Source organism: Nostoc mirabile CHAB5784, assembly GCF_020829645.1.
GTDB classification, from domain to species: domain Bacteria; phylum Cyanobacteriota; class Cyanobacteriia; order Cyanobacteriales; family Nostocaceae; genus Nostoc; species Nostoc mirabile.
Genome location: NZ_JAIVFS010000036.1, coordinates 20,235 through 42,447, shown reverse-complemented (window position 1 = coordinate 42,447; position 22,213 = coordinate 20,235). Strand labels below are relative to the sequence as shown.

Genomic DNA, 22,213 nt, shown 5'->3' with positions numbered 1-22,213 from the left:
TAATTATTCTATTTAGATAATTTAAATATTAATCCAGTATAAATACTGAATTAAACCGTCACTCCCTCCAACTCTTCATCTGTCAACTCATACAACTGGCGCAACTTATCTAACTTCTCACCATCAGCTTCCCAGAAACCTCGCCCATGCGCCTCCAACATTCTCCCTAAAATATTGCGAAAAGCTTCAGGATTTGCCTTGCGTAATTTATCCGCCATCTCTGCATCTAACGCATAAGTATCTGCGGCTTGGTCATAAACCCAATCATCGGTAAAATCGGCAGTACCACCCCAACCAATCAACGCCGTCATCCGTTGGGAAATTTCAAAAGCACCACCAGAACCTTGATTCGCCATTGCTTGCGCCCATTTGGGATTTACCAACTTAGTGCGATACTCCATTCTGAGCAAATCATCCAAATTGCGCGGTGTAGTATCCTTCGAGAAACTTTCCACAAAACTGGTTGTAACCTTCTTACCGCTTTGTTTTTCTGCTGCCCTTTTCAAACCGCCAGTATTAGCGTAATATTCCTGAATATCAGTTAAACCATATTCTACCGAATCGATTTCTTGAACAATGCGATCGCTAGTTTTTAACAACGTATTCAACACTTCCGGTCTAGCTTGACCTTTATCTTCTCTCCCATAGCTAAACACATTGCGACTTTGCCAAGTATTCCCCAACTCCTCACCAGATTCCCAGTTACCATCAACCACCCTATCATTCACCAAAGAACCAAAATCACCCGCCGGATTAGAAAACAATCTCGCCGATGCATTTTCCACACCTTGGGCTTTCAAAGCCAAAGCATGTCTTCTAATAAAATTTTGATCATCCGGTTCATCAGCATCAACCGCCCGTTGAAATAAATCATCCAACAATTCGATGATATTTACAAAACTATCCCGGAAAATCCCAGACAAATTACCCAACACATCAATGCGGGGATGTCCAACCTCCGCCAACGGCTTCAATTCATAACGAACAATTCTACCAGTTCCTTCCTTAACAGGTTCAGCCCCCACCAATTCCAACAGAATCCCCAAAGATTCACCCTTAGTTTTAATCGCATCCAATCCCCATAACATCACCGCCACCGTTTCAGGATATTTCCCATATTCATCCAAATGCTGGGCGATAATTTTTTGAGCAATTTCTCGTCCCCGTTCATAAGCAGCAGGTGAAGGCATCCGATAAGGATCTAAACCATGAATATTCCTCCCAGTCGGCAAAACACCAGCCCCATCCCTTAACAAATCCCCCCCAGGCGCAGGCGGAATATACTCCCCATTCAACCCCCTTAACAAATTCGTTAACTCATCCGTAGATTGCATCAACAAATCCCTTATTAGTCCTTCCTCCTCTTCTCTTTCCTCTTGGCGTTCTTGGCGTCTTGGCGGTTCGTCTCCAAAATAAGCCTCCAAATACGACCCCAACTCCTCCTCATTCGGACTTTCCCCCAAAGTATGCAACCCAGAAGAAAACAACCGATTTTCTAAAACCTGCAAATATTCATACAACTCCACCAAATAATCATCAAAAGCATAACCCCTAAACATCCGAACATTCTCCGGAGTAAACGCAATCCCCAACTTCTTCGCATCCTCAAACGGACAATCTGCATCCAACCCAGAGTCCACAATTTTTTTACAAATCCCTTCCTTCAAAACATAATTCTTTTGCGGATCTTCACGATACTCCGCAATCAAATCCCGCAACGCCACCAATTCCTTATACAAACCTGCACGCCCATAAGGAGGTACATTATGAGAAATCAATACACCATAACCGCGACGTTTTGCCAACATCGATTCAGACGGATTATTCGCCGCATATATATATAGATTAGGCAAATTTCCTAACAGAATATCCGACCAAGAATAACCCGTATTACCCAACGGAGAACCAGGCAACCATTCCACTGTCCCATGCATCCCAAAGTGAACTATAGCATCAGCTTCAAACTCATTTTGCAACCATTTATAATAAGCAGCATATTGCGGATGAGGCGTTAAATCCCGTTCAAACATTAAGCGCATCGGGTCGCCTTGTATCCCCAAAGGTGGTTGTACGCCTATCCAGACATTTCCTAATTGCACACCGCCAATCTGGAATTCGTCGCCATAAGTTTTAATACCAGTTCCCGTGAGAGATTTCCATTGTTTTTCAATGCGGGAGGTTTGCAGATATCCCAGCCATTTTTTTAATGTGCGAATATTGACAGTATTTGTGGGGTGGGCATCTTGCCCGCCATTATCTAGGGGCAGGCGAGACGACTGCCCCACAAGAGGATTAGCTTCATCCGCCTCTTTCAAAGAGCGAATCAATTCTTCCCCATCATCAGGCAAATCCCCGACGCTGTAACCTTGTTCTTTAAGTGCATGGAGAAACTTCAGCAAACTACGCGGCACATTTAATAATGCAGCTGTACCCACAGCACCATAACCAGGAGGAAAGCCATATAAAATGATGGCAATCTTGCGTTCCGATGCAGGTTTTTGCCGCAAAGCCACCCAACTTTTTACCCTACCAATTAATCGCTGCACCCGTTCGGGAACCAGATAAATATTTTCACCCACCAAACCACCGAGAGGAACGGTATCAATAGCGCCATCCAATTCTGGTAACGCATACAACACCACACTTTGCAATCCGCCGACACCTTGGCGCGTCCACGAGGAAATATCTTGAATTAATAGTGGTGCAGCAACAATATAAGGTACATTCTTGGCAGTGAGGATGCGTTTTGCTACTTCCACTTGACGCCCTGCTTCCATTGAACCAGCCGGGCCACCCACGAGAGGAAAGCCAATTGTCGAAACGATCGCATCCACTTTTACTGCTTCACTTGATAGTGAGGCAGTCTCTATATTACCTAGTTGTCGTTGTTGAATTTCATAGTCGCTTGTCATCAAATCTCGTACCGCCACATGTCCTTCCACGCCGTTGATGAAGATGGGTAAAGGAGTTAAACCAGCTTTTACAAAACTGCGAATCAGTTGGGGAATGTAGGGTTGTTTCGTGATGACGTGTTTACGGTAGAGGAGAATTCCTACAACTGGGGATACACGATTTGGGGATACACGATTTGGGGATACGCGATTTGGGAAGACGCGATGAATCGCGTCTCTACAATGGGTTTTATACCATTCCAAATATTCGCGGGGAGATTCAAAAAACCCTTGATAGTCGGGGTGGAGTAATCCGATGTTGGGGGTTTCGACTAGCGGGGGAATGTCGCCGACTTTTAAACCTAAATATTTTTCTGCTAGTGTCCAGAATAATGAAACGACGTTTTCTGGGCCGCCAGCATTCCAATAACCATAGATAATTAACCAGTTGCGTAAGTCTTGGACTTTTTGCACTGGGACATATTTCAGTAGTTTGGGGCCAATTTTTAAGAAGCTGATGTAACCAGCAAGTTTGTCTTCTTCTCGTCCGTTGCTAAATTTGTCAAGGATGAATTTAACTGGTTTGGGCATTCCTTTGGGTTTGTCGCCAATGGCAAAGTCACCCAGCTTGGTTAAACTCATCAATTCCAAGGCTGACTCGAAAACTAGGCGAATGGGAATTTGGGCAATGCGATCGCAAAGCCACACAACCTGGTCATAATCAAATAGTAGGCTACCGAAAAACACATCAGCGCCATCAAGTCCTGCTTCTACCTCAGTGCGTTTGTTGGTAAGATCGCGATCGCTAAATACCCGAATATCCAACTCAGGACAGCGAGAGTTAGCCAAAAAAGCTGCTTTTCTATACAAATCAGCGTTGAACGATTCAAACCCAGCAACCAAGACGATGCGTTTCATGCCTGTAAGCTACGAAATATTTCTTTATTTTGATCTTAAACCTGCTTTCAGGCTGATTGTTAAATATCTACCAGCAGATTTTGGTCATTTAGCCGTACTAGTACAGAATGGCGGAAATAAACATCCCATTTATTCAGGCACAAAAGCCTGTGTTATCGGTTTTCTTGCTTTTACCCCTCTGCCTTCTTGCAGTAATACAGCTCGGCGCAAATAAACCTCCCATTTCATTACAGCCAGAAAGCCTTTTGACTTTTAACTTTTAACTTCCGCCAAGCTGTACTAGGTACATTTGTCATAGCTTTCTACTTTTACGAAGCGTTATTATTTTAAGGATGGGGGTAATTGCTGCATTTCAGTTTATTGCAACAATCACTATATTGTTCCCGATTTTGATAAATTATGAGAGTTGTGTTTTTTCTTCCAATAAACCTTGCAAAAAGCAGGCTTTGATACATAAAATCTGCTGAAAAAGTTTGCAAAAAACTTATTTTATTTATCAGTATGTTAATGGTTAAAATAATGCAGACGTTGCCAATAAGTAGCTAAACAAATTTACAAACAAAACTTTTCCTCTCAAACTTGAAGAGTTTTGAAGCAGTATCAAAATAAGTAAGTTGAGGATTAAATCATGAAATTTGGAATTGATAGTGGGCACAATTGTCCACCAGACACAGGGGCTAGAGGCATCAAAGTTGAGGATAATTTAACTCTAGATGTAGGCAATAGAGTTATAGCCAAGTTAAGAGCTTTAGGAAATGAAGTCGTAGTATGTAAACCAAGTAGTGCTAGTACAGTCCGTGACTCACTCTCAAAAAGATGTTCTATAGCTAATGCGAGTAGAGTAGATACTTTTGTTTCAATTCATTTTAATGCTTTTAACAGACAAGCTAATGGCACAGAAGTATTTGCAACTAGCGAAAATGGGAGAAAAATCGCTAAACCTGTATTAGATGAAATTGTCAAGTTAGGATTTTTTAATCGTGGCGTTAAGAGTGGTTCGCACTTGTATGTTCTGAAAAATACAGATATGCCTGCTATCTTGATAGAATGTTGCTTTCTCGATTCGCAAAAAGATATGAATCTTTTTAATCCTGAAGCAATGGCTAATGCGATCGTCAAAGGCTTAACTGGTAAATTGCCAAGTGTTCCTGTTAACCCTGTACAAGATGAAGAAGATAATGCAGATGCCACTATTCTCAGACTGCAAAAATCCTTAAATCGACTCAAAATAACTGATAGAAATGGTAAGGTGTTAGTAGAAGATGGCTTCACCGGGGCTAATACAAAATCTGCCGTAGAAAAATTTCAGACTATTGTTGGAGTTCAACCGACTGGAATTGCTGACTCAACTACATGGAATGCCATAAATCTAATTTTGGCAAAACGAATTATCAGACCAAACCATGCCGGTGGTGCAGTTGTCAGATACTTGCAATACCGTTTAGGTGTTGACAATGATGGCGTCTACGGGCCGCAAACAGAGGTTGCTATTAAGAACTTTCAAAAGCAAAATGGTTTAGATGCCGATGGGATTGTCGGGCCTGTTAGCTGGCAGAAATTAATTGGTTAAATTGAGGGGTAGGCATGGTTCGTAGTCGGCGCTTTAGCGCTAAAGCACCAACTACGCACTTATACGATTGGCTATTACCGAAAAAATGAGTCTATAGCTAACTGATTGCTAATCTTCACTTAAGGATAATTGTAGCGACTGTTTTAAAAGTCAAGCGACGCCGAATAGCCCGTCGTAGACATCGCTTTGTTTGTGGAGATTTATGAAAGCGATGCCGTTCGCGGAGCGTCTCGTAGAGAAGGCGGGCTACGCCTACGCACCTGTATACTTGATCGCGGTGCGACAAAGTTTGAAGTACTCCAACACGACTTTGAAGTACCTCAAAACGACTTTGGAGTACCTCAAAACGACTTTGGAGTACCTCAAAACGACTTTGGAGTACCTCAAAACGACTTTGGAGTACCTCAAAACGACTTTGAAGTACCTCAAAACGACTTTGGAGTACCTCAAAACGACTTTGGAGTACCTCAAAACGACTTTGAAGTACCTCAACACGACTTTGAAGTACCTCAACACGATGTTGAAGTACTTCAAAACGACTTTGAGGTATCTGTTGCTTATATAGCAGTCCTAAATCATTCGTGAGAATTTGAGATCGTTTTAACCCCCCTGTAGTCCCCCCTTAGCAAGGCTACCGTGTACACACAAGTCTCAAGTAGTTGATAAATCTCGGTTTTACCCCACCCTAACCCTCCCCTTATAAAGGGGAGGGAACAACATTTTTTCTGTTTCCCCCCTTTATAAGGGGGGATTAAGGGGGGTAATAGGACTTGTGTATACAAGGTAGCCAAGGCATCGGGGGGACGGCTCAGACATTGAGATCAAAAGTGCAATGCCTGCTCTGGGCTACGCGATCGCCTGATATTGTAGATTGGATTGTAGCTTGCTTCTCCTAATTGGTAAATCAAAAATTTCATGCACTTGTGAAAGAAACTTCAATCTTTAAACCGTATATTGTGTCTTAATTGATATACACCTGGGTACTCCCCATATAGAGTATGACTATGAACTCGCCTGTTCCCCAAGATTATCAATATCAATTTGGTGGTAGTCTTCCTGCTAATGCACCTACCTACGTCACACGCAAAGCTGATGCAGATTTGTATCAGGCTGTGAAAGCTGGAGAATTTTGTTTTGTCCTCAACTCTCGACAAATGGGTAAATCGAGTTTGCGTGTCCGCACAATGCAAAGGTTACAGGGTGAAGGAATTGCTTGTGTATCTATTGATTTAACCGCAATTGGGACATCAGGGCTAAAGTCTGAACAATGGTATTCTGGGATTATTGATACTATTGCTGGTTCTGAAAGTTTAAACTTAGGTGAGCAGTTTGATATAGATGAGTTATGGGAAGAAAATTCCCGCTTTTCTGATGTGCAGATTTTTGGTAAGTTTATTGACAAATTACTCAAATTAGTTTCCACGCAGATTGTTATTTTTATAGATGAAATTGATAGTATTCTGAGTTTAAAATTTCCGGTTGATGATTTTTTTGCTTTAATTCGAGCATTCTTTAATCAAAGAGTTGATAATCCTGAATATCAACGCATTACTTTTGTGCTTTTGGGAGTAGCTACCCCTTCTGAGTTAATTCAAGATAAAAAACGCACTCCTTTTAATATTGGCAAAGGAATTGAGTTAACCGGATTTGAATTTGCAGAAGCTTTACCTTTAATCAACGGATTATCTGGACAAACTAGCAACCCGGAAGCCGTACTCAAAGCGATTTTAGACTGGACTGGAGGACAGCCATTTTTGACTCAAAAAGTCTGCGAATTTGTCCGTAAATCTGCAACTGTAATATTTCCAGGTGAAGAAGCTCCTTTTGTAGAGAATTTAGTCAGAGATAGAGTGATTCAGAATTGGGAATCTCAAGATGAACCGGAACACTTTAGAACGATTCGGGATAGAATTTTAAAAAGAGATGAACAGAAAGCAGCATACTTGTTAGATTTATATCAACAAGTATGGCACTCAGGCGGAATAGATATTGATAGTAGTATTGAACAGAGTGATTTACAGTTAGCGGGAATTGTTGTTAAACAAGAGAGTACGTTAAAGGTTTATAACCTGATTTATCAAACAATTTTTGACAACTTATGGATTGAGAAAACTTTAGGCAGTTTGCGTCCTTATGCAGAGAATTATCGTCAGTGGATATTATCAGGGACACAGGATGAGTCTCGGTTATTGCGGGGTCAAGCTTTAGTAGAAGCGGAAAGTTGGGCAAAAGGTAAAAGTTTAAGTTTTCAAGATGGAGAATTTTTAGCCGCTAGTCGCACACTACAGCGAGAAGAGGAACTAGCAGAAACAGAAATACAGGCAGAGTTAGAAAGAGAAAGGAAAGAAAAAGAAGCAGCAGAAAGAGCTAGACAAATTGAAGGTAAAGCTAAACAGAAAGCAGAAAAGCAATTAGTAACTGCTAGGAAAAGAATGCGTTTTGGAGTGGTAGTTTTATCTGTTACTTTAGGAATTACAGGTTTGTTAGGCATAGGTGCATTTATCCAGCTGCAAACTGCTCACAAAAATACAAATGAACTCAACCAATCTATTGATAAAATTATAAAACTTTCAGCAGTGGCTTCTAAACTGCAACAAAAGGGAAAAACAAACGAAGCCAATCAGTCTTTGAATATTGCAGGTTTGATTTTGCAGAAGAAAATTAATAATTCTCAGCTAAAAGAGGCTTTATTAAATAGTTCGTTGGTTTTAGGGTATCAATATCTAGCTGATGCGGACAAGGATCAAAATCAAAAACAAGATTTAGAAAAAGCTGAAATAAATTTTACTAAAAGCCTGGAAGAATTATCAATAATAGAAAACAAAATTGATAAAACTTCCGATAATTTAGCTACTTTAGTTTATATTAACTACGTTAAAGGTAAATTAGAGGAACGCTCAAATCAATCTAAGGCTTTAGCAGATTATAAGAAAGCATTTGATTCTATCAGTAGTCTGAAATCTAAGTTTAAATCTAATGTTGAATTATTCAGCTTAGACCTAAATATTCTCTACAATGGCAATGCTGATATTGTAGCTTTGCTTTATCGTCAACTTAAAAAACTTGATAGCTCAAATCTAGTTTATGCTCAATCTTTAAAGAAACATTTATTAAATGAATTAGAGTATTTGATGAAGCAACAAAGATGGAGGGAAGCAGATTCAAAAAATTGGCAGTTTATTCTCTATTCGGCAGGAAAGGAAGAACAACGCTATTTAGATTTAACCGATGTCGAAAACTTTAATTGTAAGGATTTAAAACAACTAGATACACTTTGGGTTAATAACTCTAAGGGGTATTTTGGTTATAGTGTCCAGAAAAAAATATATTTGGCTAGTGGAAATTCTCTCGATTTTGATTGGGAGAAGGAAGAATGGAAAAATTGGAACGAAAAAGGGTATAATGATTTTGCAAAAAGTGTGGGATGGAGAGGACAGGATGGGGAGTGGAGAAGATATGAGGAATTACCCATGAACCTTGCGATGGTGGGTGGAGGTTCATTGAACGTTTTGGAGGGTGGAGGTTCATTGAAAGGTGAACTCCCATATGTATTTTGGCATGGGGAGCCGAACGACGGGCTGACGGGACGGGTGGGGTGGGTGTACTTCTTTCTTCATGCAGAGACTTGTAAATTGTAACAGATAAGGCTTTCAGAGAATTGTAAAGATTTATTCCTGGGATATTTTCCACGCAGTAATAAGGCTTTGGGAGATTCGATATCTAGGCAATGCACAACCCAAAGAAAAAAAACAAACAACACAAAGGGAATTGAGAAGAGCTAATTTAGAGTCGCTGATATTACCAGTAAGTAGCAAATTCCTCTAAAAAAGACATTTTTAGTAATAAATAGAGACACTGCTCCTATCTTCATCTCAAATCATTGATTGTGATTTCTAAAAATCATCCCTGCAACTTGCGGATTATAACAATTAGCAAAAATAAATTTCTCAGCCACATTAACAATTTCTAGATTACTTGCCTCCCAAGTATCCCCAGGTAATCGCATCTGTCCTGGTGATGCTTTTTTGCCTTTGCCTTTAATTACTTTAGGCAAAAATTGATTACCCCAAAAATAACGTTTTTCTATTATCGCTTTTGGTTTGTACTTCTTACAAAAACCCCGATATTTAGCAGCACATTCATTCAAAGTTTTACCCAGAGCCAAAAAAGCCGGATGCCAAGTTGTTAAACCATCATCGCCAAGTCGGTCATAGACTCCATAATTACTAAAATCATAGAAAAAGCCTTCTTGCATTCCTGCTGCTTTCGGATTGGCGTGAATATACCGCAGCGTATTCAATGCCCGTTGATAATCACTTTTAGGACTTACGCACTCACATCGACCAACCCCCTTAAAAAGGGGGCTTTAGAAGTTCCCCCCTTTTTAAGCTACGGTGTACACATAAGTCTGAAAATAGCTGAAGAAGACAGGTTTTACCCCACCTTAACCCTCCCCTTGTGAAGGGGAGGGAACCGGAAATCTCATTTCCCCCCTTTATAAGGGGGGATTAAGGGGGGTGATACGGCTTCTGTGTACACCGTAGTCCGGGTAGTGACGCGATCGCTGTATCCTAGTTTTAAGTCGCGCTGTGGCGGTGGCATAAGAAGAATTTGTTATCCTCTAATTCTCCCCATAATATCTATGCCCTTTAACATTTTTTATAAACCCCCAAAACCTGAACCCGCAGAGATGACTGGTTTAATCAAAATATCGGGATGTGACAACCCTAAGCGGTGCGGAGATGTGATTTTTGTTCACGGGTTAGGTGGTCACGCACGAGGAACTTGGCATCCACAAGAACTACGCAACGATGATAATTTCTGCTTAACGTGGCTTGCACAAGAAAGACCAGATTTAGGTATTTGGTCTTTTGGCTACAAAGCTGAACCCTTTGAGTGGAGAGGTTCAACAATGCCACTCTTTGATAGAGCTAGTAATTTACAAGAATATTTAGAAGTTTATGATATTGGAAAATACCCAATAATTTTTATCGCTCATAGTATGGGTGGATTATTAGTCAAAGAAATGCTGCGTAATGCTCAGACTTTTCAAAAAAAAGCAGTTATTCAACAGACAAAAGGCATTGTATTTCTATCCACTCCTCACACTGGTTCTCATCTCGCTAACTTAGTCGATAAAATTGGTATTTTGGCACGAACTTCTGTTAGTGTTAATGAATTGAAAGCACATATTCCCCAACTGCGTCAACTTAACGAGTGGTATAGGCAAAATGTTGATTCCTTGGAAATTACTACAAAAGTTTATTTTGAAACTAAGCCCACTCAAGGTTTTTTAGTTGTAGACCCAGATAGCGCTAACCCAAGCATCAAAGATGTCCAACCTACCGCTACAGATGATGATCATCTTTCTATCACCAAGCCAAAATCAACAGAGAATTTAGTCTACAAGGGAGTGAGTCAGTTTATTAAGCAACAATTGCTAATTAATCTAGGCATTGTTGAACAATCAACACCAAAAGTCAAACAGAACAACTCCTCAGTGATTTTTGAAAATACTGATGGTCAAGTTCCTCTTAACTCCCCCTTTTATATCGAGCGTCCAGAGGTGGAAATTAAATGTTATGAATCCATCCTCCAACCAGGGGCGTTAATCCGCATCAAAGCGCCGCAAAAGATGGGTAAAACTTCTTTAATGAGCCGCATTCTTGAGCATAGTAAACAAAAAGGTTATCGCACAGTTTCTCTTAATTTATGGAGTCAAGAAAATCTTACCGATCTCAATAATTTCTTACAGGCATTCTGTGCAACTCTGAGTTATGAATTAGGGCTAGAAGATAAAATAGATCAATCTTGGAAAAGACGCTTAAGCAGTCAAGTTAACTGCACTAATTATTTAAAAGACTATTTATTAAAAAATATTGATGTTCCCCTAGTATTAGGCTTAGATGATATTGATAAAATTTTTCCTTATCCCGAAATTGCTCAAGAATTTTTTGCTCTACTCCGAGCTTGGCATGAAAACGGTAAAAACGAAGAAATCTGGCAAAGATTGCGTTTAGTAATTGCTCATTCTCAAGAAGTATATGTTTCCTTAAATGTCAATCAGTCCCCCTTTAATGTGGGTTTATCTGTTGAAATCGGAGAATTCAACGTCACACAAATAAAAGAATTAGTCGAACGACATAAATTAAATTGGTCGGATACACAAATCGGACAATTAAGGGGAATGATTGATGGTCATCCTTATTTATTAAGGACTGCTCTTTATCAAATTGCCACAGGTAATTTAACTTTAAAACAATTTCTGAAAGTTGCTCCTACTGATGAGGGATTATTTAGAGGCTTTTTACATCCCTATCTTTCACTACTGGAAGAAGATAAATTGTTAAAAGCAGCGATGAAAAAAGTGATTGAGAGTGATATTCCTGTGAAGTTAGACTCTGTACAAAGTTTTAAATTACGCAGTCTAGGCTTAATTGAATTTAAAGGAAATGAAGTTCAATGCCTTTGTAATTTATATCGCCTTTATTTTCGAGAACGCCTATCCGAATGATTACACCCAGCTTGAGACGATAAACCATCAATAATGAGTGGTAAAATAATTAGCGATCGCAACGCCAACGCCAAAGGCATCGCACCCCAGTACACCCCAAATTTCACAAGTGCGTAGGCGTAGACCGCACTTCGGCTCCTTTCGGCTTCGCTCAAGGCAAGTCGCTCAGTGACCACCGTAGGCATCGCACTCTCAAAGTTATTAATTTGTAGAAGTGCTAAAAGATAGTGCAGATGCTTCTACTAAATGTGGATGGTGGTGTTTCCAAAAACTTAAAATCTCTTCACCAACCTGTTGAGGATAAAAGTAGTGAAAAAAATGATATCCTTCTGGGCATTCCCAAAGTTTATCTTCTGGCTTCAACCAATTCAACCAGTCATGCAATGCAGTTGGGTTGACTACCGGATCACTCTTGCTACCACATACCATCATTGGCATAGAAACTCCACCCTTGAGTAAATCAACCAACTTAAATAAAGAGTGTGACGAGGGAGATTGTTCTAAATCTTTATCTAAGGCAGCTACTAACTTTTTAGTGGTATGAGGTGGCTGATTTCCAAATAGACTGCGAACGCTGCTTGCCAAAACTAGCTCACGGCTGATGCTAAAAAGTTGTCGTTGAAAGTAATAGTGAGCGTGCCAATTGTTTGCCGGTTGAGCTGCTACAGCTAGCAAAGTGAGCGATCGCACTTTTTTGGGAAATTGACGAGCAAAGGTTAAGGCGATCGCGCCACCCATCCCATGACCTGCCAAATGCACAGGGCGATCGCGCCATTCTAAAAACTCATACAGCAACTCCACAGCTTGATCTATGCAACTGGCTTCATCTTTGGTTTGCTGGTATTCCCACTGGGCGATTCTCATATACCCAGATAAATATTCAAGTAATGGTTTATCAAAACGCTGCAAAACAGGACTAGCACTTAACCACAAAACATCAAAAGAATCAGACATAAATACCTATAACTTCTAAATTATCAATTTAAATAAAGGCGCACAGCTAGCTGTGCGCCCCTAATCTCTACAAACCAAATTCTGTCTTCAACTGAGCGACCCAAGTTTTAATTCGCTCGTCTGTTAGATCAGATTGACTACCTTCATCAAGTGCTAGCCCAACAAACTTGCCATTTTTCAAAGCTCTAGAATTCTCAAAGTCATAACCCTCAGTTGGCCAGTAACCAACAGTTTTACCGCCTCGCTGGGAAATTTTTTCTTCCAGAATTCCGATTGCATCCTGGAAGTTATCGGCATAGCCATATTGGTCTCCATCACCAAAATAGGCAACCAACTTACCACTAAAATCTATTTCATCCAGATCGGAGAAAAAACCTTCCCAATCGCTCTGAAGTTGACCAATATCCCAAGTGGGAGAGCCAATAATTAGTAAGTCATACTCATCAAAAGTCGTAGTATCCGCTTCATAAATGGGATGTAATGTTACAACATCACCACCAAACTCATCCCGAATTTTTTCAGCATCAGATTCAGTGTTGCCAGTTTGAGTCCCGTAGAACAGACCGATTTTTTTCGACATATTTTCACCTGATATATAGTTTTGCGATCGCCAGGATACCTATTTGCCTTATTGAAATATATTCTTAGCTTAATGAATATCTATCTCAATAAGCCTGAAGATATTTTACCAGAATTATTGAAAGTTTTTATTATTTAAATTAAGTAAAATTTTGTAAAGTATTTCAGGAAACAAACCGAAAAGGCGGGCGGCGGTTCATTCAACCCCAAATTCTTGTAAGTGGCTTACGATATGCTCAGACAATATTCCGAATTATTACTGGTTTCAAAACATACATCGGCAACAGAAGCTAGAGAAAGTAAATTTTTTGTGCATTTATGAAATTCATCCAAACACTAAAAGTAGCTGTAATTCCTGTTTTGACTGTATTGAGCTTGTTGTCTGCATCAAATAAAGTACTAGCTGACTATTTAAATAGTCAGGGTTCAGGAGGTGATTACCGTTATGAATTATGGTCTACCGATGATAATAGTCGTTACTATTTGAAAGTTTGGTTATATGAAGCAAGTCCAAATAGTGACCGATACTACACAGATGGGAGTTTTGACTCTACTAGAGAAGCTTTAATTTATTTTGATTGCAATTACGCTAATAAAAACTTACCAGAATGTTCTCAATAATAATTTTGAACCCCGCTCAACATAATTCGTAATTGCTAATTCGTAATTCGTAATTAAAGAATTCAATTACGAATTACGAATTACGAATTACGAATTAAACTTCGGCTGGTTGATATTCTTGTTGTCTTTCCACAAACGACTGAACACGGGTGCGGTAGTTTCTCACAGTCTCATCTACCCATTCGCGATCGTTGCTATTTGCATACAAATGCACTAGTGGTTCGCTGGCATCTGGTAAAACTAACAGCCAACTGTCATCGTAGGGTTGACAAATTTTCACTCCATCGATGAGTTCTAGGTTTTGAGCTGGATGAGTTTCCACCAAGTAACGCATCAAAGCACCCTTAGCTGTCCACGGGCAGCGGATTGTATAAGTTTTGTGAATTACACGGGGCAATTCTGACCGCGCAGCAGCAAGACTCCGCTCCTGGATAGTCAACATCTCAATTATCTTTGCAATGCAGAACATGGCATCAAATCCCGGATGCAGCTGCGGGAAAATAAAACCAGTCTCTCCACTACCTCCCAGTACCACATTCGGGTTTTTCTGGCAAGCTTCCATTAAAGCTGTAGGGTTGGCTTTAGTGCGAATCACTCTACCATCATGGCGGCGGGCGACTTGTTCAATAGCACTGGAAGCATGAACTGGTACAACTACTGTTCCTCTAGGGTTAGCGGTTAATATCATGTCTACCATCAGTGCTGTTAAAATTTCCCCACGAATTGGGAAGCCTGATTCATCAACTAAAATTAGCTGTTCTCCATTCGCGGATACTTGCACCCCAAAGTTAGCTTTTAATGCCTCCACTACATGACCTAACTGAGTCAGCAGTCCTTCGCGGTCAGTGATTGACATCGCCGTTTTAGTAACACTGGCATTCAGCACCACTGCATCAGCACCAAATTTATCCAACATTTGGGGTAAAACTGCCCCCGATACGGCATAAACATAGTCAATCACCACTTTTGCTCTGCTGTTGCGGAGTGTATGAACATGCAACAGTTTTTCAAAAGCAGTACAGTAGCGGTCATTCACTTGGCTGGGGTAAGACACATCGCCAATTTCATGAATTAGCGCCCGCCGCATATCCTCCTTAAAGTAAGCCCCTTCAATTTTCTTTTCCAGGGCTTTGGAGATATTAATGCCCTTGGCATCCATGAATTCAATCAAAATGTAGTCAGGGCGATCGGGGTGTACCCGCACATGGATACCACCAGCTACCGACATTGTGGGTATAACCGTGCGGGCAATGGGGATAGCTGTAGCATCGAGGTTTTGAATATCAATACCTACTGACATTAAACCAGCAATAAGCGATCGCGTCACCATCCGAGAGATATTACGCTGGTCACGGGAAACCGTTACCTTAGAACCTGGTTTTAAAGTAGAACCGTAAGCAGATCCCAATTTCACGGCGAATTCTGGGGTGATGTCGATATTAGCTAATCCTTGGACACCACGTTGACCAAATAAATTCCGTTGGGCGGTGTTCCCCCAAATTAAGTTAATGTTTAAAACTGCCCCTGACTCAATCTTTTTACTGGGCCAAACCCGCACGCCAGGGCTAATTTGGGCTTCTTCTCCCACCGTGGAAAGCGAACCCACAACCGCAGCTTCTAATACTTGAGCGCGGCGGTCTACACGAGTGCCACGGGAAATCACGCAGGCAGAAAGTGCTGCTTCCTCGCCAATAAATGCACCATTCCACACTATCGGACGTTTGAGATTAGCATCAGCGCCAATAGTGACATTATCTCCAATTACGGTTCCCGCATCAATTTGTACTCTTGCCCCGATGCGGCAATTATCACCAATCACTACTGGGGTTTGAATCACAGCCGTCTGGTCAATGTAAGTATTTTGACCTACCCATAATTCATGGGAAACTTCTTTGTAGGCACAATCTAGTTGCACTTTCCGATCTAATGCGTCATACTGAGCCTCACGATAGGCATCTAAGTGACCGACATCACACCAGTAACCTTGAGCAATGTAACCATACAGGGCTACATCTTTTGCTAGTAGCAAAGGGAATAAGTCTTTGGAAAAGTCAGATTCAACGTTTGCTGGCAGATATTCTAAAACTTCTGGTTCGAGAATGTAAGTGCCAGTATTGACGGTATCAGAAAAAATTTCACTACTAGAGGGTTTTTCTAAAAATCGCCGAATCCGTGCTTCCTTATCGGTAATCACCACCCCAAATTCAATCGGGTTGGGAACCCTGGTCAAAATCAAAGTAGCTTTTGACTTATTCTGTTTGTGAAATGCGATCGCTGCCGTGAGGTCAAAATCTGTTATGCTATCGCCACTAATGACTAAAAAGGTTTCATCAAGAAGTTCAGCAATGTTTTTCACACAGCCTGCTGTACCCAGAGGCTGATCTTCTTCGACGGCATAAGTCATCTGGACGCCAAAATCACTGCCATCTTGGAAATAGTCTCGCAAGACATCAGGTAAATAATGTAATGTCGCAATAACTTCTGTAATTTGATGTCTTTTGAGGAGATTGATAATATGTTCGGCTATTGGTCGATTAAGGATCGGCACCATCGGTTTAGGCAGATCGCAAGTTAACGGGCGAAGCCGCGTTCCCGAACCCCCCGCCATTAGTACTGCACGCATAAATCCTCCTTAACTAGTTACAGCCTTTGCTGCTTGAAAACGTATCAGATATATTTTCTTCTTCTTTCTCTAGTCTCCTATGGATATCGATATTTGAGGAACTTCCACAAGATGCATTACCGCAAGGCGGAAGTCACGCATTCAAAAATCACGCATTCAAAAGTTTTGTAGATCAAGGCTTTTGCAAGTTTTAAAATGGTAGCTTGATAAAAGGCAGTTCTTGCTGGGGGTGGGGTTCAGTACCTACTCAACCGAGAACCGCTTGATCACAAGTACATTCATAAGTAAAGTAAGTTAGCTGCTGATTCTTCCATTATTCTGACTCCTAAATTCTGACCAAAACAGAAAAGGATACAGAGCAAGTAAATTTATTTATGGAGAAGAAAAAAATGTATAACGAGTGGCACTGCGCGTTCGCCTTTGGCGTCTCGTAGAGAGAAATACCGCGTCCCTTGACAGAGCAACTAAATTTATTTATGGGGATTAAAAATGTTTGAATTTTTAATTTTTAATTTTGAATTCGGAGCGTTCGCGCAGCGTCTCGTAGAGAAGCGACGTGACTTTGACTAAGTTTCAAAAGATTAATTCGGCTTACCTGTAATCGTGAATGCTGCCCAGTAGTAAGGATGATTATAAAGATTTTTATCTGATGCCATTTTACTATTTCTATATAGTTGTGTCGCTAAATAAGTTTGAATTCGCAATTCTTCAGGATGCAAATTATTTAAGACATCTTCATACCATTTTGTCAGTTCTCCAGCAGTTAGTTCTTTCAGCCATCGCGTTGCTTCAGCTAAGGCAATAACTGCTGATTTATTGGGCTGTAATCGTCGGTAAAACTCTATCATCACCAAGGCACTAGCTGAAGATTCTACACTCCAGAGAGTACTCACTACATGAGGAACGCCCTGACTCACAAAACCAGTCACTAAACTTACATATTCGCTGCTGATAGTGTGGTTGCTAGTACTTAAATTTTCACAGGCGGAGAGGGTAATAAGGTTGTAACTCGCTAGATTTTGTTGGCAGATTTCAGCTAGAGTAATTTTGTCTTCACCGGCTAATGCTAATTCTGAGTTTTTGGGTTCAATTAAATTATTAGTGACATGACCAGTAAAATGTAAGATATTGTAATTATCAAATAAGGCGTTTTCAACAATATTTTTTGTAGCTTCTGAACCCTGAATTCGTTGGATATTATTGAACATCTGGCTAACAACTTCCGACTCAAGTTTGGCAAATTTGAGTGGGGGATAACCTGTATTCTCTGGATGTTCAATACTGAGCAATAATTGATTTTGCCATTGCCAGATATCCTGAGTTCTTATTGATAAACCTATTTGGGCACTAGGTAGATAGGTAACGCTGAAATTTGACTCCAGATTCGGCAATTCTTCCGGCGATGGGGAAGGAAGATGGAAAAGGGTATGAATTGGCAATCTGTACAAGTCACGGTGAGGAATTAAAACTAGTTGGGTGATGCCTTCGAGTTCCTGTGCAATTGTAGAAATATTCAGGATTTGATACAGTTGTAACAGCTTCTGTTCCATATCAACTCGCCAATAATGCTGGCTTTTACTTTCTTTGTCTTGGGCCGTAGTGCGATATTCTTGGTATTGTTGATGCCAATCTTCTAGCCAATTTTCAAATTCAATTAGGCGTTGTACTGCTTCGGGTAGAGGTAATTCATTTAGACGGATAGCGTCTTCTCCTAAAGCTATTGCCCCAGTATCTTGCATGGGTGTAAAGAGGAGGATTGGTGATGGCGCTTGGTCTTTGAGAATAAATGTGTGTAAGGCGACTGGACTAATATGCCAGTAAATAATTGCTGTTGTGGGATTGAATAGTTGTTGAATTGCGCCATAATAAGGCGAGTAAATATTATCATTCCAGCTATAAAGCAGCCAATTTAAACAAGCATTTTTGCTTTGCTCGGCAATTTCCCAGGCTTCAACTAAATCACCAGACTCTACGGCTAAATCAACTGCTAATTGATCAAAGGCTGCAAATTTCAGGGCTAACTGTTTTTTACTTTCGTCTGAGCGAGTTTCTTCACTCAGTAATTGTTGCAATAAATCTGTACCGCGTTGCAGCAATTCTTGAACTTGTGTTGTTTGTCCCAAACCCATCAGCACTTTGCTTAGAGATTGCAAAACCTCTAGATGCAACTGGGGAAAATATTCTAGTGTGAGGGTTAACAGCGCCTGATGATACTCAGATGCAGCTTTGCGCCAATAATCGCGGGGATTAGTATTTTTTTTGCCTTGGTCGTAGTAAGTATTAGCGATCGCAAAATGCAATCTACCCCAACCTTCTGGGTGGGTATCTGTCCGCAGATGCTTTAACCCTTCCTCGTAGCTGGCTAATTTTCCCTCGTAGCCGCCCTGTTGTAAGGCGGGATTTGTCGCTGTTATACTACTCGACATCTGCAATGCCTCAGCATTGACTAAATGACCGATCGCAGTTCCCCGACCAATCCAAGCTTCCCAATAATCTTGTTTAATTTGCAAAGCGTTGTCATAACAAGCGATCGCTTCGGCAAATTGTTCTAAATAAAACAATGCTACTGCCTGATTATACCAAGCTAAGTGGAAGTCGGGTTTAATGGCGATCGTTTGTTGATAGGAGGCGATCGCTTCTTGTCTACGTCCTAAGTTGTCTAACGCTATACCTCGGTTGTACCAAGCTAAGTAGAAGTCGGATTGAACTGACAGTGCTTTATCCCAGGAGGCGATCGCTTCTGACCATCTTCCTAAATTAAACAGCACTACACCCCGATCTATCCAAACTTCGTGATACTCTGGGTTAATTTCTAGTGCTTTGTCGTAAGATATAATCGCTTCTGTAAATTGTTCGCTTACAGCTAGGGCTATGCCACGGTGATACCAGTTTTCTTGGTCTTCTGGTTCCAAATGTAGCGCTTGGTCATAACTAGAAATAGCTTCCGGTAGCCAACCTAACTTCAGCAGTGCCAAACCCTTACTAGACCAAGCTTCTTGGTAGTCTGGCTTGATTTCTATGGCTTTGTCAAAAGAAGCGATCGCTTCTTCAAAATATCCTAATTCTCCGAGAGTTCCACCGCGATTATACCAAGCTTTGTAGAAGTCGGGTTTCAGTTGTGTGGCGGTTTCGTAAGATGCGATCGCTTCATCAAAACGTTCTAAATGGAACAGCGTCAAGCCTCGGTTAAACCAATATTCTGATAATTCTGGTTGAAGTGCGATGGCTTGGTCATAAGATGCGATCGCGCCTAACAAATCACCTGTTTTCGCTTGGCTTAGGCCTTGGTAAAACCACCCTTGAGCCTGGGTAACAGGATCATCGCCATGTTGCTCAATTATACCAGGGGAATTGCTGCTTTGAACTGCCAAATTAGAAGCAAGTTGTTGGACTAAATTGGTACTTTGCTCCAATCTCACCCACAACTCATCTAATGTATTAGCCACATTTGGCTCTAAATTTGTCAAAGTGTTATCCCAGGTTTCTACTGAGGGAGAAGTTGTTAATTCAGTTCTTTGTCTAGTAGAAAGGAGATTTGCTTTTGTTGTAATTTGAACAACATTATCATCATCGAACCTGAGTTGGGCTAATGAAGTGATTGAATCTTCTGCGGCGGGGAGAGGAAAATTTTCGGGTATTGTGTGGGCATCTTCCCTTTCATACTCCAATACCAGTTCCTCTAAATTTTCGGTGAATGTTTCCTCAAAAGAGGCATTTTCAGGCGCTGACGTTATTGGTTCAACATCTGGCAAATCATATTCCCATAACTGCTCACCTAAACTGCGGATTAGCTCTTGCCCAGGCGAAGTTGGGATAATTTCTTCATCAGTTGTGATTTGTACCACATCTGGCTCATCATACTCCCATAACTGCTCGCCTAAATTGCGGAGCAGTTCAAGCCCTGGAGTAGTTTCTATTACATCTGGCTCATCATACTCCCATAACTGTTCGCCTAAATTGCGGATCAGTTCTTCCCCAGGAGTGATTTCTAAGTCCTCTTCTGGATAATTCTCCTCATTTTCTATCTGTGTGGGTGATTGCATCAGCCGGATGCCAATGTCATAAGCAACATCTCCAATTCTGCCAACACCAAGTTCCCCCAATTGCACCATCTTTGTTGCTAAAAGCGGATTTGGTGCCGATGAAGCTAGCAAGCTTTCGCCAAACATCACCAACCAATCTATCCAGCGTTCAGCCGGAATGCGATTTTCTAGCCGTTGCAGATACCTCAATGCCCACTGTCGTCCTCGTGCTTGATGCACGCCTTCTAACAATTGGATAAACAATTGTTCCAGATCCGCATTGGTTAGTTCTGGTAGTATCTCCACCAGATTTTGTCCTCTCCCACCCTTGAGAGAACTAGCCTGCTTACTTTCAATAAGGCGCTTTATAAACCTTCTAAGCGACTGCGATATCCGCCTGAGCATCTGCCACACTATTGGATTTTGTTTTTCTAGATTGTAGCCATCGTAGTGTTAAAAAAATCATCAATTACGTAAAAATCCATTAGATCGGGAAAGGGCTTCCGTCGCAGGTTAGCAAAAAATATACAAAACTTCAAGACTACAGCATTACAACGTTACAATTGCCATCGACTCTTGATTTGCGAAGTCGTTAATTTTCTGCTTGCTCTGTAGTCGATTGACCGGCAGGATATAATTGATTAATCAATGCCTGGACAAGCAGTTCTGGATCATCTGTCTCAACGGCAAGCTGTTGAGCAATCTGCTGGCGTAAATTTTCATCCTGCTGCAACATCACAAACAACTCTTCTAGGGTGACAGTTTGGTATTCTCCCTCCGGGGGGTTCTCTGGGGTATCTACTGACTCTGATATGGGGGCAGTTGGCTCAGATGGTATTGTGCTAAAAGCATCTGGCCCTTCATATTCCCAAATTGGTTCGCCTTGATTGCGTGTTAACAATTGCATTCCGATACTATAAGCAACATCTCCGATTTCTCCGATGTCCAACTCACCCAGTTGCACTAACCGTGCAGCTATTTCATTATTGGGTGTAGGTGATGCTAGCAATCTGTTGCCAAAGCGCCTTAACCAGTCAACCCAGTCTTCAGTTGGGATGCGATGTTCAATATTATGCAGCCATTTTTGTGCCCACGCTTCCCCTCGCGCTTGATGTACTCCTTGCAACAGTTCGTTGAAGAGAAATTCCAGATCCGTATCGCTTAAGGGTGGCGCTGGTTCTTTTGGCACATTTCCTCTAGATTTTGAGGCAGTCTGTTTTCCACCGAACAAGCTCTGAAAAAGCTTTTTGAGCCATTGAAATAGCCGCTTGAGCATCTGCTGCACCATCGAGTTTTGCTTATCCTAAGATTGTAGCGATCGCACTGGACTATGGCGCTAGTTCAGTCATTAAAATTCTTTGGTCATTTGTCATTGGTCATTGGTCATTAGTCATTTGTCATTAGTCATTGGTCATTAGTCATTTGTCATTTGTCAAGAGTTAGAAATTCTTCCCCTGCTCCCCCTGCTCCCTCATCCCCCTCATCCCCCCACTCCCCACTCCCCACTCCCCTAGATAGAAC

13 protein-coding genes are annotated in these 22,213 nt (G+C 41.1%); 5 read left to right on the top strand and 8 right to left on the bottom strand.

From position 1 onward, the window contains the following. Positions 1-50: 50 nt before the first annotated feature. Complete coding sequence (gene bchH / locus LC653_RS22010) at positions 51-3,809, bottom strand: magnesium chelatase subunit H (RefSeq protein ID WP_229496900.1); 3,759 nt, start codon at positions 3,807-3,809, stop codon at positions 51-53. A 628-nt stretch (positions 3,810-4,437) separates the two neighbouring features. Between bchH and LC653_RS22005 the strand changes: the two genes are divergently transcribed. From LC653_RS22005 to LC653_RS21995, 3 genes are all read left to right on the top strand, one after another. Then, positions 4,438-5,379 carry an N-acetylmuramoyl-L-alanine amidase gene (locus tag LC653_RS22005; protein WP_229496899.1) on the top strand — a complete coding sequence of 314 codons (942 nt, stop codon included), beginning with the start codon at positions 4,438-4,440 and terminating at the stop codon, positions 5,377-5,379. Positions 5,380-5,571: 192 nt separating this feature from the next. Beyond that, positions 5,572-5,964, top strand: coding sequence for a hypothetical protein (locus tag LC653_RS22000; protein ID WP_229496898.1), 393 nt, complete (start codon positions 5,572-5,574; stop codon positions 5,962-5,964). A gap of 419 nt (positions 5,965-6,383) precedes the next feature. Continuing rightward, entirely contained in the window at positions 6,384-9,017 is a 2,634-nt protein-coding gene (locus LC653_RS21995; RefSeq protein ID WP_229496897.1) for an AAA-like domain-containing protein, read from the top strand. 239 nt (positions 9,018-9,256) lie between these two features. Here the strand turns inward: LC653_RS21995 and LC653_RS21990 are convergent, their stop codons facing one another. Further along, complete coding sequence (locus tag LC653_RS21990; RefSeq protein WP_229496896.1) at positions 9,257-9,679, bottom strand: hypothetical protein; 423 nt, start codon at positions 9,677-9,679, stop codon at positions 9,257-9,259. 231 nt (positions 9,680-9,910) lie between these two features. Here LC653_RS21990 and LC653_RS21985 point away from each other — a divergent pair, with 231 nt between their 5' ends. Further along, positions 9,911-11,893 (top strand): AAA-like domain-containing protein, encoded by a 1,983-nt coding sequence (locus tag LC653_RS21985; RefSeq protein ID WP_229496895.1) that lies wholly within the window; start codon positions 9,911-9,913, stop codon positions 11,891-11,893. Here the strand turns inward: LC653_RS21985 and LC653_RS21980 are convergent. The 3 genes from LC653_RS21980 to fldA form a co-directional block, all read right to left on the bottom strand. Then, on the bottom strand, positions 11,866-12,078 hold the full coding sequence (locus LC653_RS21980) for a hypothetical protein (RefSeq protein WP_229496894.1): 213 nt from the start codon (positions 12,076-12,078) through the stop codon (positions 11,866-11,868). The genes LC653_RS21985 and LC653_RS21980 overlap by 28 nt on opposite strands. Positions 12,079-12,094: 16 nt before the next feature. After that, a complete protein-coding gene (locus tag LC653_RS21975; RefSeq protein WP_229496893.1) occupies positions 12,095-12,847 on the bottom strand; it encodes an alpha/beta fold hydrolase in 753 nt (250 codons plus the stop codon). A 67-nt stretch (positions 12,848-12,914) separates the two neighbouring features. After that, entirely contained in the window at positions 12,915-13,427 is a 513-nt protein-coding gene (gene fldA, locus LC653_RS21970; RefSeq protein WP_229496892.1) for a flavodoxin FldA, read from the bottom strand. A gap of 317 nt (positions 13,428-13,744) precedes the next feature. Here fldA and LC653_RS21965 point away from each other — a divergent pair, with 317 nt between their 5' ends. After that, on the top strand, positions 13,745-14,047 hold the full coding sequence (locus LC653_RS21965) for a hypothetical protein (RefSeq protein WP_229496891.1): 303 nt from the start codon (positions 13,745-13,747) through the stop codon (positions 14,045-14,047). Between the two features lie 94 nt (positions 14,048-14,141). Here the strand turns inward: LC653_RS21965 and LC653_RS21960 are convergent, their stop codons facing one another. The 3 genes from LC653_RS21960 to LC653_RS21950 form a co-directional block, all read right to left on the bottom strand. Then, positions 14,142-16,670 carry a mannose-1-phosphate guanyltransferase gene (locus tag LC653_RS21960; RefSeq protein ID WP_229496890.1) on the bottom strand — a complete coding sequence of 843 codons (2,529 nt, stop codon included), beginning with the start codon at positions 16,668-16,670 and terminating at the stop codon, positions 14,142-14,144. A gap of 581 nt (positions 16,671-17,251) precedes the next feature. Further along, positions 17,252-21,097 (bottom strand): CHAT domain-containing protein, encoded by a 3,846-nt coding sequence (locus LC653_RS21955; RefSeq protein ID WP_229496889.1) that lies wholly within the window; start codon positions 21,095-21,097, stop codon positions 17,252-17,254. 187 nt (positions 21,098-21,284) lie between these two features. Then, positions 21,285-21,968 carry a hypothetical protein gene (locus LC653_RS21950; protein WP_229496927.1) on the bottom strand — a complete coding sequence of 228 codons (684 nt, stop codon included), beginning with the start codon at positions 21,966-21,968 and terminating at the stop codon, positions 21,285-21,287. Positions 21,969-22,213 lie beyond the last annotated feature (245 nt).

What these genes read in the sequence shown, in the direction of transcription:
- LC653_RS21995 (WP_229496897.1), top strand. Translation starts at nt 6,384, where the DNA reads ATGAACTCGCCTGTTCCCCAAGATTATCAATATCAATTTGGTGGTAGT.
- bchH (WP_229496900.1), bottom strand. Translation starts at nt 3,809, where the DNA reads ATGAAACGCATCGTCTTGGTTGCTGGGTTTGAATCGTTCAACGCTGAT.
- LC653_RS21950 (WP_229496927.1), bottom strand. Translation starts at nt 21,968, where the DNA reads ATGCTCAAGCGGCTATTTCAATGGCTCAAAAAGCTTTTTCAGAGCTTG.
- LC653_RS21975 (WP_229496893.1), bottom strand. Translation starts at nt 12,847, where the DNA reads ATGTCTGATTCTTTTGATGTTTTGTGGTTAAGTGCTAGTCCTGTTTTG.
- LC653_RS21960 (WP_229496890.1), bottom strand. Translation starts at nt 16,670, where the DNA reads ATGCGTGCAGTACTAATGGCGGGGGGTTCGGGAACGCGGCTTCGCCCG.
- LC653_RS22005 (WP_229496899.1), top strand. Translation starts at nt 4,438, where the DNA reads ATGAAATTTGGAATTGATAGTGGGCACAATTGTCCACCAGACACAGGG.
- fldA (WP_229496892.1), bottom strand. Translation starts at nt 13,427, where the DNA reads ATGTCGAAAAAAATCGGTCTGTTCTACGGGACTCAAACTGGCAACACT.
- LC653_RS21955 (WP_229496889.1), bottom strand. Translation starts at nt 21,097, where the DNA reads ATGCTCAGGCGGATATCGCAGTCGCTTAGAAGGTTTATAAAGCGCCTT.
- LC653_RS21965 (WP_229496891.1), top strand. Translation starts at nt 13,745, where the DNA reads ATGAAATTCATCCAAACACTAAAAGTAGCTGTAATTCCTGTTTTGACT.
- LC653_RS21980 (WP_229496894.1), bottom strand. Translation starts at nt 12,078, where the DNA reads ATGCCTACGGTGGTCACTGAGCGACTTGCCTTGAGCGAAGCCGAAAGG.